The organism is Bifidobacterium sp. LH_512 (assembly GCF_056356435.1).
The window spans coordinates 469808-491624 of the sequence record NZ_JBKEUE010000001.1 but is presented as its reverse complement, the minus strand read 5'-3'; the positions used below and the strand labels follow the sequence as shown (position 1 = coordinate 491624).

The window sequence follows — 21817 nt, the reverse complement described above, 5'->3', positions numbered from 1 at the left end:
GTGGTCGCTGTTGCCGCCTCATCGAAACAAACGGCGGACGTCGACGCACCGCCAATATCATGCAGGAAGGCCCGCCATGTTCGACAAGCATCTGACCGAAGATCTGCTGGAGCGGCTGTTGAAAAGCGACGATGTGGATTCCTATCTGGCGCAGGAGCAGCTCGAAGAATACAACCTGCAAAATTATCTTTGGCAGCTGTTGGAACGCCAGCATATGAAACGTTCCGCGCTGGCACGCGAGTCGGGCATCAACGCCACCGTCGTCTACGACATTTTTACAGGGAAAAGCCGACCAGGACGCGAGCATGCGCTGATGCTCGCCATCGGACTCAACTGCGATTTGCGCGAAACGCAGCGTCTGCTCCGTCTCGCGGGAGCGAATGAGCTGTGGTGCAAACGACGCCGCGATGCGATCATCATATGGTGTATCGATAACGGTTTCGACCTGAACGCGGTCGAAGACGAACTGCGTCGTTTGGGCGAACCAACGCTGCGCGACGATGACGACGCCGCAGGCGATGCATTCGAAGCAGACACGAAGGCGATGCCGTGAACGATTCCCAAGCCATGCACGCAATGGGCATCGATGACGCCTATCATGTCGAACGTACGCTCGCTCGCGGACCGTACGGTGTCACGGAACTGGTGACCATCGATGGCGTCGGACCGTTCGTCCGCAAGAAAATTCCTTCGGCGCTGGCCCAGCGTTCCATATGGGCCTCGCTGAACGGTCTCGGATGCGACCGCATTCCCCATGTGGCGGCCATGTATGAGCTTCCCGATTGCTTCGCGGTCATCATCGAATACGTGCCGGGAGAAACGCTGTCGCAATATCTTGACGGCCATGGCACGATCGGAGTCGACGAAGCCGTCGCCCTGACCATGCAAATCTGCGAGTCGATCCTTGCCGTGCATCATGCCGGCATCCTTCACCGCGATATCACGCCGGCCAACGTCATCGTCGCCAACGATGGCGCGCATATCATCGATTTCGGCATCGCCCGTGAACTCAGCCACGAATCGCACGGCGACCGTGACACCACCGTTTTGGGGACATACGGTTTCGCCGCCCCGGAACAATACGGATTCGCCCGTACGGATGTGCGCTCCGACGTGTATTCCATCGGCAGAATCCTCGGCACCATGCTGACCGGCATGTTCCCCGATGCCGAGAATTATGAATCTGCGCTGGACAGGACGTTGTCGGATAAGCCTGATCTGCATGCGATCATCAAGCGCGCATGTGCATTCGAACCGAGCGCTCGATACCAGAGTGCCGACGATCTGCTGGAAGCGCTCAGATCCGGCCGCGACACCTACGAAGCCGGGTACGACACCGTGCAAAACCACGGCAACGGCATGGGGGCCGCGAAGAAGACCACGGCAGTTCCGCCGCATCACGCCGTGCGCGTCATGGTCATCGCCGTCGTCGCGATTCTTATCGTCATCGTATCCGCGATGATGCTGACGATCGGAGTTCCGTTCCTTTCCGACCATGCAAACACCCTTCTCAGTTCCGGGCAGCAGGGCGATATGTCGTCGCAGACATCGCCCGGTACCGCTGATGCCACCGACGGCATGCCGAAAGACGGTAAAACGAAAAACGACGAGACGAAGGACAGCACAGCGCCGGATGACGACGCCGTTGCGTCGGGCAACCCCTTGGAGCTGGTGGAGACCGGATGGTCGGCGGAAGACGGTTTTGTAAGCTACGCGGTGGGTTTGCGCAACACCAGTGATTCGGTCAATGTCGAATTCCCCTCCATAGAAATCACCGGATACGATGACCAAGATGACATCATATTTTCGGATACGCAGGTGCTGAGATATGCCTTTGCCGGCCAGACGACATATTTCAGCGGTCTGGCCGGGGATGGCGTGGCCCCGGCACGGGTGGATTTCTCCATACTCGACCCACAATCCCATGAACTGGACTCTTCAACGGACGCTGTGGTGTTCTCCGTTTCCGATACGAAGGAAATCGTCACCGACAATGACGGGATAACCTTCACAGGACGTATCGGCATCAGTCAGAACAATACAAAGCTTCAGGAATCATCATCGGTGAACGTGTCATTGGTCCTACGAGATGCCGACGGATCCATCATCGGCGGCCAAGAAACCTTCGTCGACTGGCCGCCCGCAGGCGGAACACGGCCGTTCTCCATCAAGACGTACGGTCTTCCTGATTACGCATCCTATGAAATCCATGCGCAAATATGGTGAAAGCGGTTCGAACCGATTCGATTGGAATCGTCCCGAACCGCTTTCGAACGTGATCAATTGCAGTATGCGCCTTCGGTCAGACGGGCGCCGCGGGCCCAGTCGGCGGCGCGCATGGCCTTTTTGCCTTGGGCTTTGACTTCGAGCAGTTCCAGCGGTTCGCTGGCCGTGCCGACCCACACGTTCTTTTTGCCGGCCTGCAGCACGCCGGCGGCCAGTTCCTTCGGAACGCTCGGATTCGTCATATCGGCAGGCTGTGCACGTAGCACGTGCAACGTGGCTTCATCGTCGCCATTGTGCAATGTGCACCATGCGCCCGGATTCGGCGTGCATGCGCGAATCTGACGGTCGGCGGCGAATACAGGCACGTCAAAACGAATATGCGCATCTTCGACGGTGATTTTCGCAGCCGTTTCATACACGCCTTGAGGCTGTTCGGACGGAATGATCTGACCGGATTCCATGCCGAGCAAGGAGGCCGCCAACAGAGGGGCACCGTCTTCGGCAAGACGGGCAAGCAGTTCGCCCGCGGTCTCATGCACACCGACGCGCACGGTTTCCTGCGCCAGAATCGGACCTGCATCCATACCACGCGTAATACGGAACACGCTGACTCCGGTCACATCGTCGCCCGACCAAATCGAGCGCTGTACCGGAGCCGCGCCACGCCACAACGGCAGCAGGGAGAAATGCAGATTGTACCAACCCATCGGCAGCGCGTCGAGCACATCCTGTTTCAGGATTTTGCCATAGGCGACCACGGCCGCAGCCTGCGCACCGGTCGCAGCCAATTCGGTGATGAAGGTTTCTTCGGACGGATCCGATTCGATAACCGGCAGCCCCAATTCCAATGCCGCCTGCTTGACTGGGCTTGGCATCAGCTTGCGGCCGCGGCCAGTGGGGGCATCAGGACGTGTCAATACCGCGACGACTTCGAAATGTTCCGTATCCTCAGCCAACGCGCGCAACGACGGCACTGCAACATCCGGAGTGCCTGCAAAAAGAACTTTCAGCATTTCCTATTCCTTCATCATTCAATCATCCTGCAAATTCAATCGGCAAAGCATCAACCCGCAAATCGTCAATCAGCAAGGAACAATCGACAAAGATATTATTGCAACGCCGGAATGTTGACGCCCTGCGCTATCAGCAATTCACGAAGCCTCACCGGATCGCTGAAGCGGACGCCGCGAATTCCAGCAGCGTTCGCGCCGACGATATTCATGGCCTTGTCGTCGACGAATACCGCACCATCGGCGGCGATGCCGAATTCCTGCAATGCACGATCGTAGATCTCCTTGTGCGGCTTACGCATCTTCACGAAGCCCGACACCAATCGGCCGTCCAAATCTTCAAGAATGTCGCACTGGCGCTCCGCTTCGGCGAACATCTCCTTTTCCCAATTGCTCAGGCCCCATACACCGATGCCGGCTTCTTTCAAATCCTTGACAAGCACACGCGCGCCCGGCACAACGCCTGTCAGCGTATCGCGGAAATTCGCCACATAGTATTCGAGCATGTCGGCCCACCGGTCGCCGTGTGTGCCGCGCATCCATGCGATGGCCTCCTGCTGTGAGGCACCACCATCCATCATGTCGTTCGCATCATAAAAACCGGAGATATCGTTATCGAGGAAACGGTCGATGGTCTCCTGACGGTAACGTGACAGCATCGCGGCGCCCGGTTCCCAGTAAATCAGCACGTTGCCAAAGTCGAAAATCACATCCGTGATCGGCTTTCCGACATTGGCTGCGGCCGCATCGTCAGACACCAGCACGTCGTATTCCATATCCGGTTCTCCCGGCCAACCTTTCATCGCTTCCTCCGTCGAATCATGCCCAATAGTAAACGCATATCCATCGTTTCACGGCACTGAGACGAGCCCGGCCAATACGACAGGCTGCAAGCAGAAGGCACCAGCTGCAACACGCAGTTCTCACACATCCGGCTCGATATCAAGTCTTATATAAGATCCTTCGGATCCAATTGGAAACGCAGCTCCCCCGGTTCACGCGCAGCAACGTGTCGGGCGGTCTCTCTACGCAAGCGCAACGCCAATTCCGCACGATGCGACGGCGATACGCGAACAACCGCTTTAACACGATCGTCAGTGCCTTCCAGCTCGCGGCTGTCCACCGTTTTCGGAGGCGGAATCGGCACCGGTCCAAGCACCGCGGGCATCGCGCCCGCAGGCCCCTGCACGCTCGCCCATTCGCCGTCGAGCGCGCCAATGCGCCGCAGCAGCAACCGTACCGCTTCACGCTGTCCCCACACACATGCCGCAGCGCAGGCCGGAGGCAATCCCGTTTCGATGCGTTCCGACACCTCCTGTGTGGCGAGACGACCGGAATCCCACAGCATCAACGACTCCGCAAGCACCGGATCGCTTTCCCCGAGCAGCAAGGCCTGTCCTCCCCTGCTTCGAGGCGCACACATCGAAACGACGCGCATCCAATTGGACAGCACGTCGAGGCGTGCGTCCATGCCAAGCGCGTATAGACTCGTCCACGCATCCAAAATGGCGACGGCACTGTATTCGACGCCGTCCGAACGTTCGCCGCGCACCCTTGGCTCAGCTCCGGGAGTCGCAATCACCAGCATCGGAGCGAACGCGACCTCCTCAACAATGCCGCATGGCTGGTTGGGCGTGGAAACGACAATCGGGGCGTTGCGGAACAATCCGCGTAACTCCTGCGCGGTGCCGGCCGCTCCGACCCGTACGACGCGCATGCGTTCATTGCCGCATCCTTGGCACTGCCATCGCACGGTGGCGGCGCCGCACCAACGGCAACGCACATCGCCTTCGCGCAGGCGTTCCAACGGCCCTGTGCAACGCGGGCATCGCGCCTGCCGATGGCATCGGGAGCAGCTCAAGGTTTCGGTGACGCCGTCCTGTGGAATCGACAGCAGCACCGGCCCACGTTCAAGTGACTTCGTCAATGCGCGTACAGCGGTCTGCGGCACGCGCGTTCCGAGACTGGAATCGTTCAGACGTGCCAATTCCTCACGGTTCAGCCATCTGACCCAAGGCACGCGTTCTTTTGCGACGGTCGGAAAGGGTTTGATCAGCGTACTGTATCCGCTCACCGGCGCCGCCATGGCATGACCACCGGAGCATTCCCATTGGCTGATGACGCTGCGTGCATTGGCCATGGCAACGAAAACACCGTCATGCAGTTTCGCGCGCAAGCGCATCACGCCGCGCGCATTCGCGTATGGCATCATGCCGTCCGCATTCTGATAGGCGGCATCATCCACGATGGCGAACAAGGCCGGCCCTTCGACGGGCGCATACATGACGGCGCGTGTGCCGATCACGCAGCGCACCTGCCCCGTCGTTACGGCCAGATACGCACGATACCGTTCCGCCGGCGGCATCGCGGCCGTCAATATGGCGACGTCGCCGTCATATCCGACGAAACCGTCGGCAGAATTGCCGGTTAGATCGCCGTCGCCGTCGTCATTCGGCTTCTCCGCTTTCACTGGCGCGAAAGGCCGCAAACCGGCCATGACGAATTCGCGCAGCAGATCATTGACTTCCCGCATTCCCGGAAGCGCGATAACCGCAGGTTTTCCCGCGGCAAGCGCCTGCAAGGTGATCCATGTCAGATCGCGTTGCCATTGGCTGGCGCCCGGCAGCGGATTGCATACGAATGATTGAAAATCGTCGTCCTGTAATGCGCCGCGTAATAAAAACGCGTTCGCATAGTTGGCGGAAACGCCATTGAAAAGATCGTCGGCGACGTATTGGCAGAGCCGGCGACGGCTGTCTGCCTCGCGCGGCATCGCCATGATATTGCGCTGTTCCTGTTCGATACGTGCCACACGCGGCGGCACCGCCATACGCAGGATGTTGGCGCGGGTGCCACCATATGCGTCGGCGATTGCGGTGATGTCGTCTCGCATGGATTGCGGAACAAGCGCATCCGGCGTGATGACACGTTCGATATAGCGCAGTGCCGATGACGGAGTATCGCTGGTGTCGGCGCGATTCCAGATGATGCCGTTGAGACGCTGGCCGCCGAAACGTACACGTACAAGCGTGCCGGGCTGTGCCGCGGCGGATTGTTTCTCTTCGATCAGATAGTCGAAGGTTTGCCCGAGATGGGTGGCCTGCACGTCCAGCACAACCTGTGCGACAGGGAGATGCGCAGCTGGTGTTTTCGTGGCGGGCGCGCGCTTGCGACGCTTACGCGGGGCCAACCCGTCAAGCGTCAGCTGTTCAGCGTCCATCATGTTCATGTCTCTCAGCATACCTTCCCGGAAAACCACATAAAAGCATGCCCGGATATCTCGTAAGACATATCCGGGCAGTACAGGCAGTACAGATGTTTACGGCGGGGACGACACAGTCAATCCAAGCGGTGATATGGTCTTCGCCGTATCAGCCTTTTACTGGGCTAGTGCGGCCTTCAACGCTTCAACCTTATTGGTGCGTTCCCAGGGGAATTCCACGTCCACACGACCGAAGTGGCCGTATGCTGCGGTCTGCGCGTAGATGGGGCGTTTCAAATCGAGCTCGTCGATGATGGCGGCCGGACGCAGGTCGAATACGTCACGTACTGCCTGCTGGATTCGTTCACGGGTCATACCTTCGCATTCGGTGCCGTAGGTTTCGACATTGATGCTGACCGGGTCGGCCACGCCGATGGCGTAAGCGACCTGCACTTCGACCTTGTGCGCAAGGCCGGCGGCGACAATGTTCTTGGCGACCCAACGTGCGGCGTAGGCGGCCGAACGATCGACCTTACTCGGATCCTTGCCGGAGAAGGCGCCGCCGCCGTGATGGGCCGCGCCACCATACGTGTCGACGATGATCTTACGACCGGTAAGGCCCGCATCGGCGGCCGGGCCGCCCAGCACGAAGGATCCGGTCGGGTTGACGAGCACACGGTAATCGTCATGTTCGACACGGTCGCCAAGCACGTCATCAAGCACCGGGCGAATAACATGCTCTGTCAGATGTTCCTTCAGCCAATCCTGATCGACTTCGGGATCATGTTGGGTGGAGACCAGCACTGTATCGATGCGGATCGGTTTGTCGTTCTCGTCATATTCGACCGTTACTTGGGTTTTGCCGTCCGGACGCAAGTGCGCCACTTCACCGGTTTTACGCACCTCGGCCAGGCGCTGCGCCAGACGGTGAGCCAAGTGGATCGGCAGCGGCATCAGCACGTCGGTTTCGTCGGTGGCATAGCCGAACATGACACCCTGATCGCCGGCGCCTTGGGCTTCATAACGTTCTTCTCGGGAGGCGACCGATTCCTGTTCGTGGTTCAGACGTTCCACGCCCTGATTGATTTCGGCGCTCTGACCGGTCAATGCGACCAGCACGCCGCAGGAATCGGCGTCAAGACCGACAGTGGAGCTGGTGTAGCCGATGCGACGCACCACATCTCGCACAATACTCTGAATATCGCTGTAGCCTTCGCTGGTAACTTCGCCGAATACGAAGAACTGACCCGTGGTGGCCGAGGTTTCCACTGCGACGTGGGAGTGCGGATCCTGACGGAGCATGTCGTCAAGAATGGCGTCGGAAATCTGATCGCATACCTTGTCGGGATGGCCTTCGGTAACCGATTCGGCGGAGATGAGCTTACGTTCTGCCATAATGGCCTGCCTTATCTAATTGTTTCGTGCTACGCCGCCCGTGCCGCCTGGTGGGAGCACGTGCGATGGTGATGAGAATTCGTTCATATTCCGCCGACGCATCGCCTCCATAACGAGACCGGCATCGGCTTGGATTGGGCGCATAGGAAACGCCCCGCACCTATGCGAACGCTAATATCAGGCGCACCGCTCAGGCATCGGGGCGTTTCATGTACGTATACATGCGACCGACAGCGTCCGATATTTGCATCGAGCGTCATGCCGACCGGAAAGAGTTAAGGAGTTGAAGATCAGTTGCCTTCGCTCAAATCGTCTTCGCCAAGGGTTTCTTCAAGAAGACCCTCGTTGATTTCGCGGAACGCGATGGACAGCGGTTTCTCCTGGTTCTGGTATTCGACCAGCGGGCCGACGTTCTGCAGCAGGCCTTCATTAAGCTGGGTGAAGTACGAGTTGATCTGACGCGCACGCTTGGCCGCGAACAGGGCCAGCGCATACTTCGAATCAGCATGTTCCATGAGATCGTCGATGGGCGGATCCGCAAGTCCGGTGGGGGTAGGCTGAGTGCCGAATGCCATAGTGATTGTCTCCCAATCCTCGTAAAGCTTCAAAGGCTTCTTTTCCAACCACGTAAGTATACCCATATGATGCGACTTCCATGCATATCCCACTATGTGGCTATCGCTTTCACCATCCCAAGAAAAAAGACTTGAATGGTGGCCATGGAAATGCGATCTGCGAAATTGATGAATGGACGTATCTTTGCCGGCGCCCGCGCACTGTATCGTGCTGCCGGCGTCGACGGTAAGGATTTCGGCAAACCGATTGTGGCCATCGCCAATTCCTTCGACGAGTTCGTGCCCGGTCACGTGCATCTGAACAAGGTTGGGCGTCTGGTCAGCGAAGCCGTGAAGAAGGCCGGCGGCATTCCGCGCGAATTCAATACGATGGCCGTTGATGACGGCATCGCCATGGGGCATACCGGCATGCTGTATTCGCTGCCGAGCCGCGACATCATCGCTGACACCGTTGAATATCAGGTCAACGCGCATTGCGCCGACGCCCTGATCTGCATTTCGAACTGCGATAAGATCACGCCGGGCATGCTGATGGCCGCGCTGCGGCTCAACATTCCGACCGTATTCGTTTCCGGCGGCCCGATGGAAGCCGGCACCACCGTGCTTCCCGACGGAACCGTGAAGGAAAACACCGATCTGATCGATGTGATGTATGCTTCCGCCGACGATAACCTGTCCGACGACGACCTGCTCGCCTATGAGAAAACCGTCTGCCCGACCTGCGGCTCCTGCGCCGGCATGTTCACCGCAAATTCGATGAACTGCCTTACCGAAGCAATCGGTCTTGCTCTTCCGGGCAACGGCACTGTGCTGGCTTCTCATTCCTACCGTAAATCCCTGTTCGAACGCGCCGCGCAGACCGTGGTCGACATCGCGCACCGCTACTACGACGAGAACGACGAGTCCGTGTTGCCGCGTTCCATCGCCACCAAGCACGCATTCGAAAACGCCATGACGATGGATGTCGCCATGGGCGGCTCCACCAACACCGTGCTGCATATTCTCGCCATGGCCCAAAGCGCCGACGTCGACTTCACGCTCGACGACATCGAACGCATCAGCCATACCGTGCCGTGCATCTGCAAGGCTTCCCCGTCCGGCGAGTGGGAGATTTCCGATGTGCACCGTGCAGGCGGTATCACCGGCATCCTAGGCGAGCTCGACCGTGCAGGCAAGCTGCATCGCGACGTGCATTCCATCGACTACCCTTCGCTGGAAGCCAAACTCAACGACTGGGATATCATGCGCGACACCTGCACCGAGGAAGCGAAGCAGTTCTATCTCGCCGCCCCGGGCCATATCGTCTCCCCCGAACCGTGGACACATACCACGCTTGCCGATTCGCTTGACCGCGATCGTGTGAACGGCGCCATCCATGACATCGACCATCCAGCCGTTACCGAAGGCGGTCTTGCCGTGCTGCGCGGTAACCTCGCCCCTGACGGCTGCGTCGTCAAAACGGCTGGTGTTCCGAAAGAGATTTGGAAGTTCCATGGTCCGGCACTGGTCGTCGAATCCCAAGAGCAGGCCATTGAGGTTATTCTGAACGACACGCTCAAGCCCGGCCAGGCTCTGGTCATTCGTTATGAGGGGCCGAAGGGTGGCCCGGGCATGCAGGAAATGCTCTACCCGACCTCCTTCGTCAAGGGCAAAGGCATCGGCAAGGAAGTCGCATTGATCACCGACGGACGTTATTCCGGCGGATCCTCCGGCCTGTCCATCGGACATGTCGCTCCGGAAGCCGCAAACAAGGGGCCGATCGCTTTGATCAAGGATGGCGACATGATCGACATCGACATTCCTGCCCGTACCATCAATGTCGAGCTGACCGATGATGAGCTGGCCGCACGTCGTGCCGAGCTTGAAGCCGGCGATGGCTACGTTGCGCATCGCGACCGTAAGGTATCTCAGGCATTGAAGGCGTATGCCGCCTTCGCCCGCTCCGCGGACAAGGGTGCGACGCGCGATCCGGAGCTAATCGACCGTTTGTCTGGCCTCGCCTAAGGGGGCTGATACATTTTTGTGTGGCAGATGTCAACCGTCAGGTCGTGTCTGCTGCCAAAGAGAAGAAGAGACAGGGGAGATTCGCAATGTTGTGGACCTCCCCTGTTTACGATTGCGCACAATGCCGTATATGCGCAATCGCAATTGCTCTGTTATATAGATAAGGACGCTGCAATCATATGCATACGTCCTTATCCGATTTATCCTATTTGCATTACGTGCAGCGCCTGCGGCCGCAATCAGGCGTATTGCAATCGCAATACTGCGAATAGCCGAAATTATTCGCTTAAACCGTATTCTTCGGCGATAACATTCCACAGCTCATCCGCCGCCTGTTCGACGGTTTCGTTAACGATCACCACGTCGAATTCCGGCTCGGCCGCGATCTCTACCTTTGCGGTTTCCAATCGCTTCACACGCTGCTTTTCGTTTTCGGTGCCACGTCCGGTAAGACGACGGACCAATTCGTCGAAGCTCGGCGGCGCGATGAACACAAACACCACGTCGAGTCCGAGTTCCCCGGCGCGCTGCCTGACACGACGTGCCCCTTGCAGATCAATTTCCAGCAGGGTCGGAACATTATTCTTCAGATGCTCCTGCACCGGGGCAAGCGGCGTACCATAATGGGCCATGCCGTGCACGACGGCGGTTTCCAGGAATTCCCCCGCCTTTTCTTTGGCGAGGAATTCGTCTTCGTTCATGAACCAGTAATTGACGCCATCCACTTCGCCGGGGCGAGGATCACGTGTTGTGGCGGAAACAGATACCCAGATTTCAGGATGACGTTCCAGAAGCTTCGCTTCCACTGTGCCTTTGCCAACCGCAGTAGGGCCGCTTAATACAATAAGACGGCCGCCGCTTGGAGTGTGCTGCATATCATTCCTTTTTCTCGATATTGATACTGATTCATTGCTGGGAAAACAATGATTGCGATTGATTTCGTGCAATACATTGCAATGTGATTGCGGCGATATGTTCAACGCGATATGCGAAATTCCGATTATATGATGGTATCTAGTTGATACCGTCCTGTTCAGAAGTTTCGGTTGCTTCCATCAATGCCTGCTGAACGTCCCACGCAATGGATTCAGTCGCTTGACATAGCGATGAGATATCCGGGCCGTGCGCGGCGATGAAGCGCGAAACCGTGACGAGCACATTGCCTTTGGTGCCTTTGAACACGGTTTTGAGGTCTTTGGCTTCCGCTCCCTGCCATCCGTAGCCTGGGGAAAGAATCGGACCGGTGAATTTGGTTGGATCAACGCCGCTATCGTTGATCCATTGGCCGATGGTCGCGCCGATGATCAGGCCTGCAGAGCCCATGCTTTCAATGTCGTTATTGAATTTTTGCACGGTGCTGGCAATGCCGTAAGCGACGGTCTTGCCTTTATACTCACCGGTTTGGCGCAGGGCAGTCTGCAGGCTGGCGCCTGCCTGATTCGAGGTCAACGATGCCACGAATACGCCTCGGCCATTGTTCAGTGCGTCATTGATGACGTTTTCCAAAGAACGAGCGCCATAATATGGCAGCAACGTGATGGCGTCGGCCAGCAGTGGCGCGTCCGGCTTGAAGTAGGCGTCCGCGATTGCGGAGATTGTTGTGGACAGGCCTCCATGCAGACAGTCGACAATGGTGATGATGCCCATCTGTCGTGCTGCATAGAGCACTCGTTCGAGCGCTGCGAATCCTTTGGAGCCGTAGCGCTCGAACATTGAGGATTGGAATTTCACTGCGGCGGCGCGTCCATTCGCCGCCTGCAGCATGCGCATGGCGTAGAGTTCCGCACCTTGCGCATCGACGTTGTAACCCCAGTCAGTGAGGAGCTTCCTGTGCGGGTCGATACCGACACAGAGGGGCCCGTATTTTGCCATCGAATTGCTTAGCCGCAATCCGAAGTCGGAACGTTGGGCCTGGATCTCTTCACTGCTGAGGTCACTAATCATCAGTTCTTATGCCCTTTCCCACCGAACATCTGTGCAGAATGTTCCTGGATGCTCATGATCTGATAATCATTGTTCTTCACCGCTTCGATGGCCATCAGCACTGCGGAGAATTCCGTGATCGTCGTGAACTGAGGCAGGTCGGCGGCGATGGCGGCGGCGCGGATGGCGTAGCCGTCGGAACGGGAGCCACGGGAGTTAGGCGTGTTCAAGATCATGTCGATCTTGCCTTCCTCAATCAGCTGGACCACGTTCTTGCCGATGCTGCCCTCCGCATGTTTGATCACAACCGGCTCGTCCGGAGCGGAATCGATGCGCGTGCTGATCTTGTCGACAATCTGCGCGTCGATACCGTAACGGCGCAGCACGGAGGCCGTGCCTTCGGTGGCGCACAGCGAGAAGCCGAGTTCCACCAGTCGTGCGGCCATCAACGGCAGCTGACGCTTGTCGGTGTCATTGACGGAAACGAAAACGTTACCACCAGTGGGCAGACCACCTTCATATGCGGCGAGCTGGCTCTTGGCGAATGCGTGCGGGAAGTCACGGTCGAAGCCCATGACTTCGCCAGTGGAACGCATTTCAGGTCCGAGCAACACATCGACGGTCTTGCCGACCGGGGTACGGAAGCGCTTGAACGGCAGGACGGATTCCTTGATGGCAACCTGCTGACCCGGATGAATCATGCCGCCGTCGCCTTCCGGAAGCAGCAGACCGTTGTCACGCTGCTGCTGGATGGTTTCACCGGCCATGATACGGGCCGCTGCCTTCGCCAAAGCCACGCCGGTGGCCTTGGACGCAAACGGCACGGTACGAGAGGCACGCGGGTTGGCTTCGATCACGTACAGGGTGTTGGCCATGAAAGCGTACTGCACGTTGATTAGACCCTGGACGCCGCAGCCCTTGGCAATGGCGTAGGTGCCTTCACGCAGACGACGGATTTGATCGTCGGACAGTGTGCTCGGAGGCAGGGTGCAAGCGGCGTCGCCGGAGTGCACGCCGGCCTCTTCGATATGTTCCATAATGCCGCCGATGTACAGCTCCTCTCCATCGAACAATGCATCGACGTCGATTTCGACTGCATCCTGCAGGAACTTATCGATCAACAGCGGCGAAGGAAGGCGTCCGGACACGACGGTGTCAGCCTGGGCTTCGGCCAATGCGCGGTTGACATACTTTTCGAGCTGGGCATCGTCGTAGACGATTTCCATGCCACGACCACCAAGGACGTAGCTCGGACGCACCAGCACCGGGTACCCGATGTTCTGTGCGGCGGTGCGAGCCTCTTCCAAAGACAGCGCAGTACCGTAGCGCGGAGCGTTCATGCGCTCTTTGCGCAGCACTTCGCCGAACAGCTCGCGGTTTTCCGCCAAATCGATGGATTCCGGAGTGGTACCCAAAATCGGCACACCGGCGGCCTTCAGACGAGCGGCCAACGACAACGGAGTCTGGCCGCCGAGCTGAACGATAACACCCTTGACCGGGCCCATCTTCTTTTCAGCCTCGTAGATTTCCAGCACGTCTTCAAAGGTGAGCGGCTCGAAATACAGACGATCGGACATGTCGTAATCGGTCGACACGGTTTCCGGGTTGCAGTTGACCATGATCGTGTCATAGTCCTTGCCAAGCTCCTGCACCGCGTGCACGCAGGTGTAGTCAAACTCGATGCCCTGTCCGATACGGTTCGGGCCGGAGCCGAGAATGATCACGGCTTCACGGTCACGCTTGCGCAGTTCGGTTTCGTCCGCATAGCAGGAGTAGTAGTACGGGGTGACCGCGTCGAATTCCGCGGCGCAGGTGTCGACGGTCTTGTAGACCGGACGCAAACCGTAGGTCCAGCGCAGTTCACGGATGGTGTTCTCACCTTCGTCGCCCAAATGGCGCAGGTGGGCGATCTGCAGATCGGACAAGCCGGCCAGCTTCGCCTTCTTCAGCAGCTTCTGGGTGAGCTTTTCAGCACCCTGGACTTCCAGAGCGGTGTCGTTGATCAGGAAGAACTGCTTCAAGAACCACGGGTCGATCTTCGTGGCGTCGAAAAGCTGCTTCATGGTTGCGCCGCCCCAGATGGCGCGCTGCAACTGCAGATAACGGTGTTCGGTCGGAATCTTGACAGCTTCGATGAGTTCGGCGACTTCATCGGCGGTCGGCTTGTCGCCGTCCCAGCTGAAGCCCATATGCCGCTTGTCGATGGAACGCATCGCCTTACCCAGGGATTCCTGGAAGTTGCTGCCCAAAGCCATGGCTTCGCCGACGGATTTCATCGACGTGGTCAGGCGCGGATCGGCGCCTGGGAACTTTTCGAAGGCGAAACGCGGGACCTTGGTCACCACGTAGTCGATGGTCGGCTCGAAGGAAGCCGGCGTAGACTGCGTGATGTCGTTGCGGATCTCGTCCAGAGTATAGCCCAAAGCCAGCTTGGTCGCGATTTTGGCGATCGGGAAGCCGGTGGCCTTCGACGCCAGCGCGGAGGAACGGGACACGCGCGGGTTCATTTCGATGACGATGATGCGTCCGGTTTCCGGATGGATGGCGAACTGGATGTTGCAGCCGCCGGTATCGACGCCCACGCCGCGGATGATGGCGATGCCGATGTCGCGCAGCTTCTGATATTCGCGATCGGTGAGGGTGAACACCGGAGCCACGGTGATGGAGTCACCGGTGTGCACGCCGACCGGGTCGACGTTTTCGATCGGGCAGACGACCACAACGTTGTCTTTGCGGTCGCGCATCAATTCAAGCTCGAATTCCTTCCAGCCTTCAATGCCTTCTTCGATCAGCACTTCGTCGGTCGGGGAATAGTGGATGCCTGCGCCTGCGATGCGGTGCAGTTCCTCTTCGTTGTGTGCGATGCCGGAGCCGAGACCGCCCATGGTGAAGCTCGGGCGCACGACCAGCGGATAGCCGAGTTCGTCGGCGATGCGGTCGCATTCTTCCAACGAGTGTGCAATGAAGGAGCGAGCGGATTCGGCACCTGCCTCGTCAACGACCTTCTTGAACAGTTCACGGTCTTCGCCACGATCGATGGCTTCAAGGGAAGCTCCGATCAGCTCGACGTTGTACTTCTTCAGTACACCGGCTTCGCCCAAGGCCATGGCGGCGTTCAATGCGGTTTGGCCGCCAAGGGTCGGCAACAGCGCATCCGGACGTTCCTTGGCGATAATCTGCTCAAGGATCGGGGTGGAAATCGGCTCGATGTAGGTGGCGTCGGCCATCTCCGGATCGGTCATGATGGTGGCCGGGTTGGAGTTGACCAGAATGACGCGGATGCCTTCTTCACGAAGGACGCGGCAGGCCTGAGTGCCGGAATAATCGAATTCCGCGGCCTGACCGATGACGATCGGGCCGGAGCCGATCACCATAACGGACTTGATGTCTGTACGCTTAGGCATTGACGGTTCCCTCCTTGGCGGAACGCATCAGTTCCGCAAAACGGTCGAACAGATAGGCGGCGTCGTGCGGGCCGGCGGCGGCTTCCGGATGATACTGCACGGAGAATGCCGGGATGTCGACGCACTGCAAGCCTTCGACCACATTGTCATTCAAATCAATATGGCTGACGAACACCTTGCCGTACTTGCCGTTTTCGAACGGCGCCGGCACCGGATCGCCAATGGGGGCGTCCACGGCGAAACCGTGGTTGTGAGCGGTGACTTCAACCTTGCCGGTGGTCACATCCTTGACCGGCTGGTTGATGCCGCGGTGGCCGAACTTGAGCTTGTATGTTCCGAAGCCCAATGCTCGTCCGAGCAGCTGGTTGCCGAAGCAGATGCCGAAGAACGGATATCCGGCGTCAAGCACCTTGCGCAGCAATTCGACTTCGGGATCGGCCTGTTCCGGATCGCCCGGGCCATTGGAGAAGAACACACCGTCCGGATTGAGGTTCTGGATTTCCTCAAACGTGATCGTGGACGGCACGACATATACGCGGCAGCCACGCTCGGCCATACGATGCGGGGTCATGGCCTTGATGCCCAGATCGACGGCGGCCACTGTGTATAAAGGCTTCTTGCCTTCATATTCGCCGCACGGTTCGATGACGTAGGTTTCCTTCGTGCTGACCTCGTCATACAGGCTCATGCCCTTCATCTGCGGAGTGGCCTTCACCTCATCGAGCAGCGATTCGATGCCACGCAGCTTGCCGTTGTCATCAAGCAGTGCGTCGCCGGAGAAGATACCCGCTCGCATCACGCCTGCGGAACGCAGGTGACGAACAAGCTTACGGGTGTCGATATGGCAGATGCCGACGATGCCGTCGGCGATCAGATCGTCGTCGAGGCTGCCGGTCGCACGCCAATTGCTTACGTTCGGGCTGGGTTCACGGACAACGTAGCCTGCAACCCAAATACGGGAGGATTCCGGATCCTCCTTGTTGATTCCGGTGTCCCCGATATGCGGGAACGTCTGAACAACGATCTGACGATCGTAGCTGGGGTCAGTCAGTGTTTCCTGATATCCGGTCATACCGGTCGCAAAAACAATCTCCCCACTGGTCGTGCCGATCGCGCCGTAAGGATCACCCACATACACTTGTCCGTCCTCCAGAACGAGCACGGCATCTTGCGGGGTGAAAACAACGGCTTCGGAATCAATCTGGTTCACCAAAACCCCCTTAAATCAAGGTATTCGTACCAAGGATAACGGCCGGTTAGGACGCCTACCCCGGCCGAATCGCTTGTTTATTCGGTCTGTTCGGTCGCGTCCGCGTCCGGCTGTCCATCAGCGTTCATGTCTTCTGCAGACGCGCCGACGGAAGGAGTTTCTTCTTCAGAAGATGCGATTTCAATCGGATTGGCTTCAACATCGGTGCATACCGCGCTGAGCAAACCGTGAATGAAAGCGGGGGAATCGCCATCGCACAGCGTTTTGGCGAGACCCAATGCTTCATCAATGGCGACCATATTCGGAACGTCGTCATTGAACATGATTTCCCATGCAGCGATGCGCAGGATATTGCGATCGACAACACCCATACGGCTGACCTTCCATCCGGTGGAATGTTCGTTCAGCATGATGTCGATTGCCTTGATATGTTCGGCAACGCCTCGGACGATTTCGATGGCGTAATCCGGCAGCGGGGTCTGCGCGCCAGGCTGTGCAATGCGCTCAGCAAGAAGGGACAGGATGTCCTGTCCCTTCTCATCCGCTTCGTACAACGTATTCAGAGCCCTCTTACGAGCGGTGGAACGTGCCATGAAGCTTTCGTGCCCTTCTCTAGGTCAGTTTTCGCGGCCAAGGTAGGAACCGTCGGTGGTGTTCACCTTGACACGGTCGCCTTCGTTGATGAACAGTGGAACCTGGATTTCGGCGCCGGTTTCAACGGTGGCGGGCTTGGTGCCGGCGTTGGAACGATTGCCTTGCAGACCCGGTTCGGTGTGGGTGATGGTCAGGATCACGGAGGCCGGCAGTTCGACGCTCAGCGGGGTGCCATCGTGGAAGGAGACGATGCAGTCGGTACCTTCCAGCAGGAACTTGCTGTCGACCAGGGTCTTCGGGATGTAGTGCTGATCATAGGTCTGCATATCCATGAAGACAAAGTTGTCGCCGTCTTCGTAGGAGTACTGCAGGTTGCGGTTGTCGACGGTTTCGAATTCCATCTTCATGCCCGCGTTGAAGGTCTTGTCAACGATCTTGCCGCTCAGAACGTTCTTGATGGTGGTGCGCACGAAGGCGGGGCCCTTGCCCGGCTTGACGTGCTGGAACTTGATGACGGTCCACAGCTGGCCGTCGAGGTTCAGGACGGAACCGTTCTTGATGTCATTGGTAGTCTGTGCCACTGTTTATCACCTATTCATTCGACTAACAGGGAAAGCTTTTAAAAATAGCCTTGCCTATTATGCCACAGCATGTATACTTTGAGAGTTTGCGCTCCATAAATACGCGAAAAGGCCTCCGGACGAATCCGGAGGCCTTTTCTAATACGCTAGTTCAGCGTGTCGAATCAGTTGAGACTACTCAACGATCTTGGTGACACGGCCCGAGCCGACGGTGTGGCCGCCTTCGCGCACTGCGAAGGTCAGGCCCTCTTCCATAGCGATCGGCTGAATCAGCTCAACGCTGAAGGTAGCGTGATCGCCCGGCTGAACCATCTCGACGCCTTCCGGCAGGGTGATAACGCCGGTGACGTCGGTGGTGCGGAAGTAGAACTGCGGACGGTAGTTGGAGAAGAACGGCGAATGACGGCCGCCTTCATCCTTGGTCAGAACGTAGACTTCGCCCTCGAACTTGGTGTGCGGGGTGACGGAGCCCGGAGCAGCCACAACCTGGCCACGCTCAACATCGGTACGGTTGATGCCACGGAGCAGCAGACCGGTGTTGTCGCCAGCCTCGCACTCATCCATCTGCTTGTGGAAGGTTTCGATGGAGGTGACGGTGGTGGACTGGGTCGGACGGATGCCGACGATCTCAACGTTGGTGTTGATCGGCAGCTTACCACGCTCGACACGGCCGGTGACCACGGTGCCACGACCGGAGATGGTGAACACATCTTCGATCGGCATCAGGAACGGCTTGTCCAGATCGTGGGTCGGGGTCGGGATGTACTCGTCGACGGCCTTCATCAGTTCCTTGACGGCTTCAACCCACTTCTCGTGGTCCGGAGCGTCATCGTGCAGTGCGCCGTAAGCGGACAGGTGGATGACCGGGCAGTCACGATCGAAGCCGTTTTCGTCGAGGAGGTCGCGGACCTCTTCTTCGACGAGCTCGACCAGCTCTTCATCCTCAACCATGTCGCACTTGTTCAGGGCGACCAGGATGCGCGGAACGCCAACCTGGCGAGCCAGCAGAACGTGCTCACGGGTCTGAGCCATCGGGCCGTCGGTGGCGGCCACAACGAGGATGGCGCCATCCATCTGAGCAGCACCGGTGATCATGTTCTTCACGAAGTCGGCGTGGCCCGGGCAGTCGACGTGGGCATAGTGACGAGCTTCGGTCTGATACTCGATGTGAGCGATGTTGATGGTGATACCACGCTGCTGCTCTTCCGGAGCGGCATCGATCTGGTTGAAGTCATAAGCCGGGTTGACATCCGGGTATTCCTCGTGCAGCACCTTGGAGATGGCGGCGGTCAGGGTGGTCTTACCGTGATCGACGTGGCCAATGGTACCAATGTTAACGTGCGGCTTAGTACGCTCGTACTTTTCCTTTGCCATGTGTTGTCCTCCTGGACGTCTCGTAGTAAGCCTTGAAACCCGTTTCAAGGCACTCGCTACAGTTTACTGGGTTTGACGGGTTTGTGCCACTTTGGTGCCCGAACCCAGTCAGCGCTACAGAATATTAGCGCTGACTGGAGACAGTTTCCACCTTAGCGGCGGGCGTGTCACTCGCCGCGCTGGGCCTTGATGATCTCGTCCGCGACGTTCTTCGGAACCTCAGCGTAGGAGTCCATCTGCATGGTGAACATTGCGCGACCCTGGGTCTTGGAGCGCAGATCACCGATGTAGCCGAACATCTCGCTCAGCGGCACCTTGGCGTCGATGACCTTGACACCGGTGGCGTCGGTCATGGACTGGATGGAGCCACGGCGGGAGTTCAGGTCGCCCATCACATCGCCCATGTACTCTTCCGGCGTACGGACTTCCACGGCCATGATCGGCTCGAGAATGACCGGGTTCGCCTTCGGAGCGGCTTCCTTGAAGCACATGGAGCCAGCGATCTTGAAGGCCATTTCCGAGGAGTCGACGTCGTGGGTCTGACCGTCGGTGACGGTGGCCTTGACGCCAACAACCGGGAAGCCAGCAAGAATACCGGATTCCATTGCTTCCTGAACACCAGCATCGATCGAAGGAATGAATTCCTTGGTGATGTGGCCGCCGGTGACCTCGTTGGCGAACTCGTAGGTTTCGCCATTCTCGGTATCGAGCGGTTCGAAGTTCATCAGGACCTTTGCGAACTGGCCGGAACCACCGGTCTGCTTCTTGTGCGTGTATTCCTGGTTCATGACGGCCTTGCGGATCGTCTCGCGGTATGCGACCTGCGGCTTGCCGACGTTGCACTCCACCTTGAATTCACGACGCATACGGTCAACGATGATGTCGAGCTGAAGCTCGCCCATGCCGGAGATCAGGGTCTGGCCGGATTCTTCGTCGGTCTTGACCTGGAAGGTCGGATCTTCATCGGACAGCTTCGCCAGAGCGATGCTCATCTTCTCCTGATCGGCCTTGGTCTTCGGTTCCACGGCGACCTCGATAACCGGATCCGGGAAGGTCATGGACTCGAGGGAGATCGGGGCCTTCTCGTCGCACAGGGTATCACCGGTGGTGACGTTCTTCAGGCCGACGAAGGTGTAGATGTTACCGGCATCGGCGGAATCGACCGGATTTTCCTTGTCGGCGTGCATCTGGAAGATCTTGCCGACGCGTTCCTTCTTGCCCTTGGTGGAATCGAGCACGGTGTCGCCCGGCTTCACGGAACCGGAGTACACGCGCACGAACACGAGCTTGCCATAGAACGGGTGGGTCGAAATCTTGAAGACCAGAGCGGAGAACGGATCGGAAGCCAGCGGCTTGCGGTCGATCTCGATGGACTCGTCCTTCGGATCGAAGCCCTTGATGGACGGAACATCTTCCGGAGACGGCAGGAAGTCGACGACGGCGTCCAGCATCGGCTGAACACCCTTATCCTTGAATGCGGAACCGCACATGACCGGGTATGCCTCACGGGCGATGGTCAGCTTGCGGATGCCGGCGCGGATTTCTTCCTCGCTCAGTTCGCCGGACTCGAGATACTTCTCGAGCAGCTCTTCGTCGGATTCGGCGACCAGGTCCAGCAGCTCAGCACGATACTGCTCAGCCTTATCCTGCAGATCGGCCGGGATGTCGGTGGTGTCATAGTGCGCACCCATGTCGCCCTTGACGTCGTTCCAGACATAAGCCTTCATACGAATCAGGTCGACGACGCCCATGAAGTCGTTCTCAGAGCCGATCGGCAGCTGAATGACGAGCGGGGTGGCGCCCAGCTTTTCCTTGATGGTGTCGACAGAGTAGTAGAAGTCGGCGCCGAGCTTATCCATCTTGTTGATGAAGCAGATACGCGGAACGCCATACTTGTCAGCCTGACGCCACACGGTTTCGGACTGCGGCTCCACGCCTTCCTTACCATCGAACACGGCGACGGCACCGTCGAGGACACGCAGAGAACGCTCGACCTCGGCCGTGAAGTCCACGTGACCCGGGGTGTCGATGATGTTGATCTGGAACTTGTCACCGGTGTCATGGGTCTGACGGTTCCAGAAGCAGGTGGTTGCTGCGGACTGGATGGTGATGCCGCGCTCCTGCTCCTGAGCCATGAAGTCCATCGTCGAGGCACCATCGTGGGTCTCGCCGATCTTGTAGTTCTTGCCGGTGTAGAACAGAATACGCTCGGTGGTGGTGGTCTTACCAGCATCAATGTGAGCCATGATGCCGATGTTACGAACCTGATTCAGGTCGTTAAGCACGTCTTGTGCCATGAGTATTCCTTAACTCTCGGTC

Annotated in this window: 16 protein-coding genes; 3 read left to right on the top strand and 13 right to left on the bottom strand. The window is 58.2% G+C overall.

The window, feature by feature from the left end:
- Positions 1-76 precede the first annotated feature (76 nt).
- Both AC1AWD_RS02135 and AC1AWD_RS02130 read left to right on the top strand, forming a co-directional pair.
- Complete coding sequence (locus AC1AWD_RS02135; RefSeq protein ID WP_476563403.1) at positions 77-553, top strand: helix-turn-helix domain-containing protein; 477 nt, start codon at positions 77-79, stop codon at positions 551-553.
- On the top strand, positions 550-2226 hold the full coding sequence (locus AC1AWD_RS02130) for a serine/threonine protein kinase (protein WP_476563402.1): 1677 nt from the start codon (positions 550-552) through the stop codon (positions 2224-2226). The genes AC1AWD_RS02135 and AC1AWD_RS02130 overlap by 4 nt, the downstream gene beginning before the upstream one ends.
- 53 nt (positions 2227-2279) lie before the next feature.
- Here AC1AWD_RS02130 and fmt read toward each other — a convergent pair whose 3' ends face one another.
- The 5 genes from fmt to rpoZ all read right to left on the bottom strand — a co-directional run bounded on the left by fmt (position 2280) and on the right by rpoZ (position 8408).
- The gene (gene fmt / locus AC1AWD_RS02125) at positions 2280-3239 is read right to left on the bottom strand and encodes a methionyl-tRNA formyltransferase (protein ID WP_476563401.1); all 960 of its coding nucleotides are present in this window, start codon (positions 3237-3239) and stop codon (positions 2280-2282) included.
- Between the two features lie 95 nt (positions 3240-3334).
- The gene (locus AC1AWD_RS02120; RefSeq protein ID WP_476563400.1) at positions 3335-4039 is read right to left on the bottom strand and encodes an HAD family hydrolase; all 705 of its coding nucleotides are present in this window, start codon (positions 4037-4039) and stop codon (positions 3335-3337) included.
- 146 nt (positions 4040-4185) lie between these two features.
- The gene (locus AC1AWD_RS02115; RefSeq protein WP_476563399.1) at positions 4186-6465 is read right to left on the bottom strand and encodes a primosomal protein N'; all 2280 of its coding nucleotides are present in this window, start codon (positions 6463-6465) and stop codon (positions 4186-4188) included.
- Between the two features lie 150 nt (positions 6466-6615).
- Entirely contained in the window at positions 6616-7833 is a 1218-nt protein-coding gene (gene metK, locus AC1AWD_RS02110; RefSeq protein WP_476563398.1) for a methionine adenosyltransferase, read from the bottom strand.
- A 290-nt stretch (positions 7834-8123) separates the two neighbouring features.
- Positions 8124-8408: a DNA-directed RNA polymerase subunit omega gene (gene rpoZ, locus AC1AWD_RS02105; RefSeq protein ID WP_476564533.1), complete on the bottom strand. Its 285-nt coding sequence runs from the start codon at positions 8406-8408 to the stop codon at positions 8124-8126.
- A 144-nt stretch (positions 8409-8552) separates the two neighbouring features.
- Here rpoZ and ilvD point away from each other — a divergent pair, with 144 nt between their 5' ends.
- On the top strand, positions 8553-10412 hold the full coding sequence (gene ilvD, locus AC1AWD_RS02100) for a dihydroxy-acid dehydratase (protein WP_476563397.1): 1860 nt from the start codon (positions 8553-8555) through the stop codon (positions 10410-10412).
- A gap of 278 nt (positions 10413-10690) precedes the next feature.
- Here the strand turns inward: ilvD and gmk are convergent, their stop codons facing one another.
- The 8 genes from gmk to fusA form a co-directional block, all read right to left on the bottom strand.
- Entirely contained in the window at positions 10691-11287 is a 597-nt protein-coding gene (gene gmk / locus AC1AWD_RS02095) for a guanylate kinase (RefSeq protein WP_476563396.1), read from the bottom strand.
- 139 nt (positions 11288-11426) lie between these two features.
- Positions 11427-12356, bottom strand: a complete 930-nt coding sequence (gene pyrF / locus AC1AWD_RS02090; protein ID WP_476563395.1) for an orotidine-5'-phosphate decarboxylase — start codon at positions 12354-12356, stop codon at positions 11427-11429.
- Positions 12356-15739: a carbamoyl-phosphate synthase large subunit gene (gene carB, locus AC1AWD_RS02085; RefSeq protein ID WP_476563394.1), complete on the bottom strand. Its 3384-nt coding sequence runs from the start codon at positions 15737-15739 to the stop codon at positions 12356-12358. The genes pyrF and carB overlap by 1 nt, the downstream gene beginning before the upstream one ends.
- On the bottom strand, positions 15732-16949 hold the full coding sequence (gene carA / locus AC1AWD_RS02080; protein ID WP_476563393.1) for a glutamine-hydrolyzing carbamoyl-phosphate synthase small subunit: 1218 nt from the start codon (positions 16947-16949) through the stop codon (positions 15732-15734). Before carA ends, carB begins: the two co-directional genes overlap by 8 nt.
- A 77-nt stretch (positions 16950-17026) precedes the next feature.
- Positions 17027-17542: a transcription antitermination factor NusB gene (nusB, locus tag AC1AWD_RS02075; protein WP_476563392.1), complete on the bottom strand. Its 516-nt coding sequence runs from the start codon at positions 17540-17542 to the stop codon at positions 17027-17029.
- 24 nt (positions 17543-17566) lie between these two features.
- Positions 17567-18124 carry an elongation factor P gene (gene efp / locus AC1AWD_RS02070; RefSeq protein WP_476563391.1) on the bottom strand — a complete coding sequence of 186 codons (558 nt, stop codon included), beginning with the start codon at positions 18122-18124 and terminating at the stop codon, positions 17567-17569.
- A 174-nt stretch (positions 18125-18298) separates the two neighbouring features.
- Positions 18299-19498 (bottom strand): elongation factor Tu, encoded by a 1200-nt coding sequence (gene tuf / locus AC1AWD_RS02065; protein ID WP_476563390.1) that lies wholly within the window; start codon positions 19496-19498, stop codon positions 18299-18301.
- Positions 19499-19665: 167 nt separating this feature from the next.
- Positions 19666-21795: an elongation factor G gene (gene fusA / locus AC1AWD_RS02060; protein WP_476563389.1), complete on the bottom strand. Its 2130-nt coding sequence runs from the start codon at positions 21793-21795 to the stop codon at positions 19666-19668.
- Positions 21796-21817 lie beyond the last annotated feature (22 nt).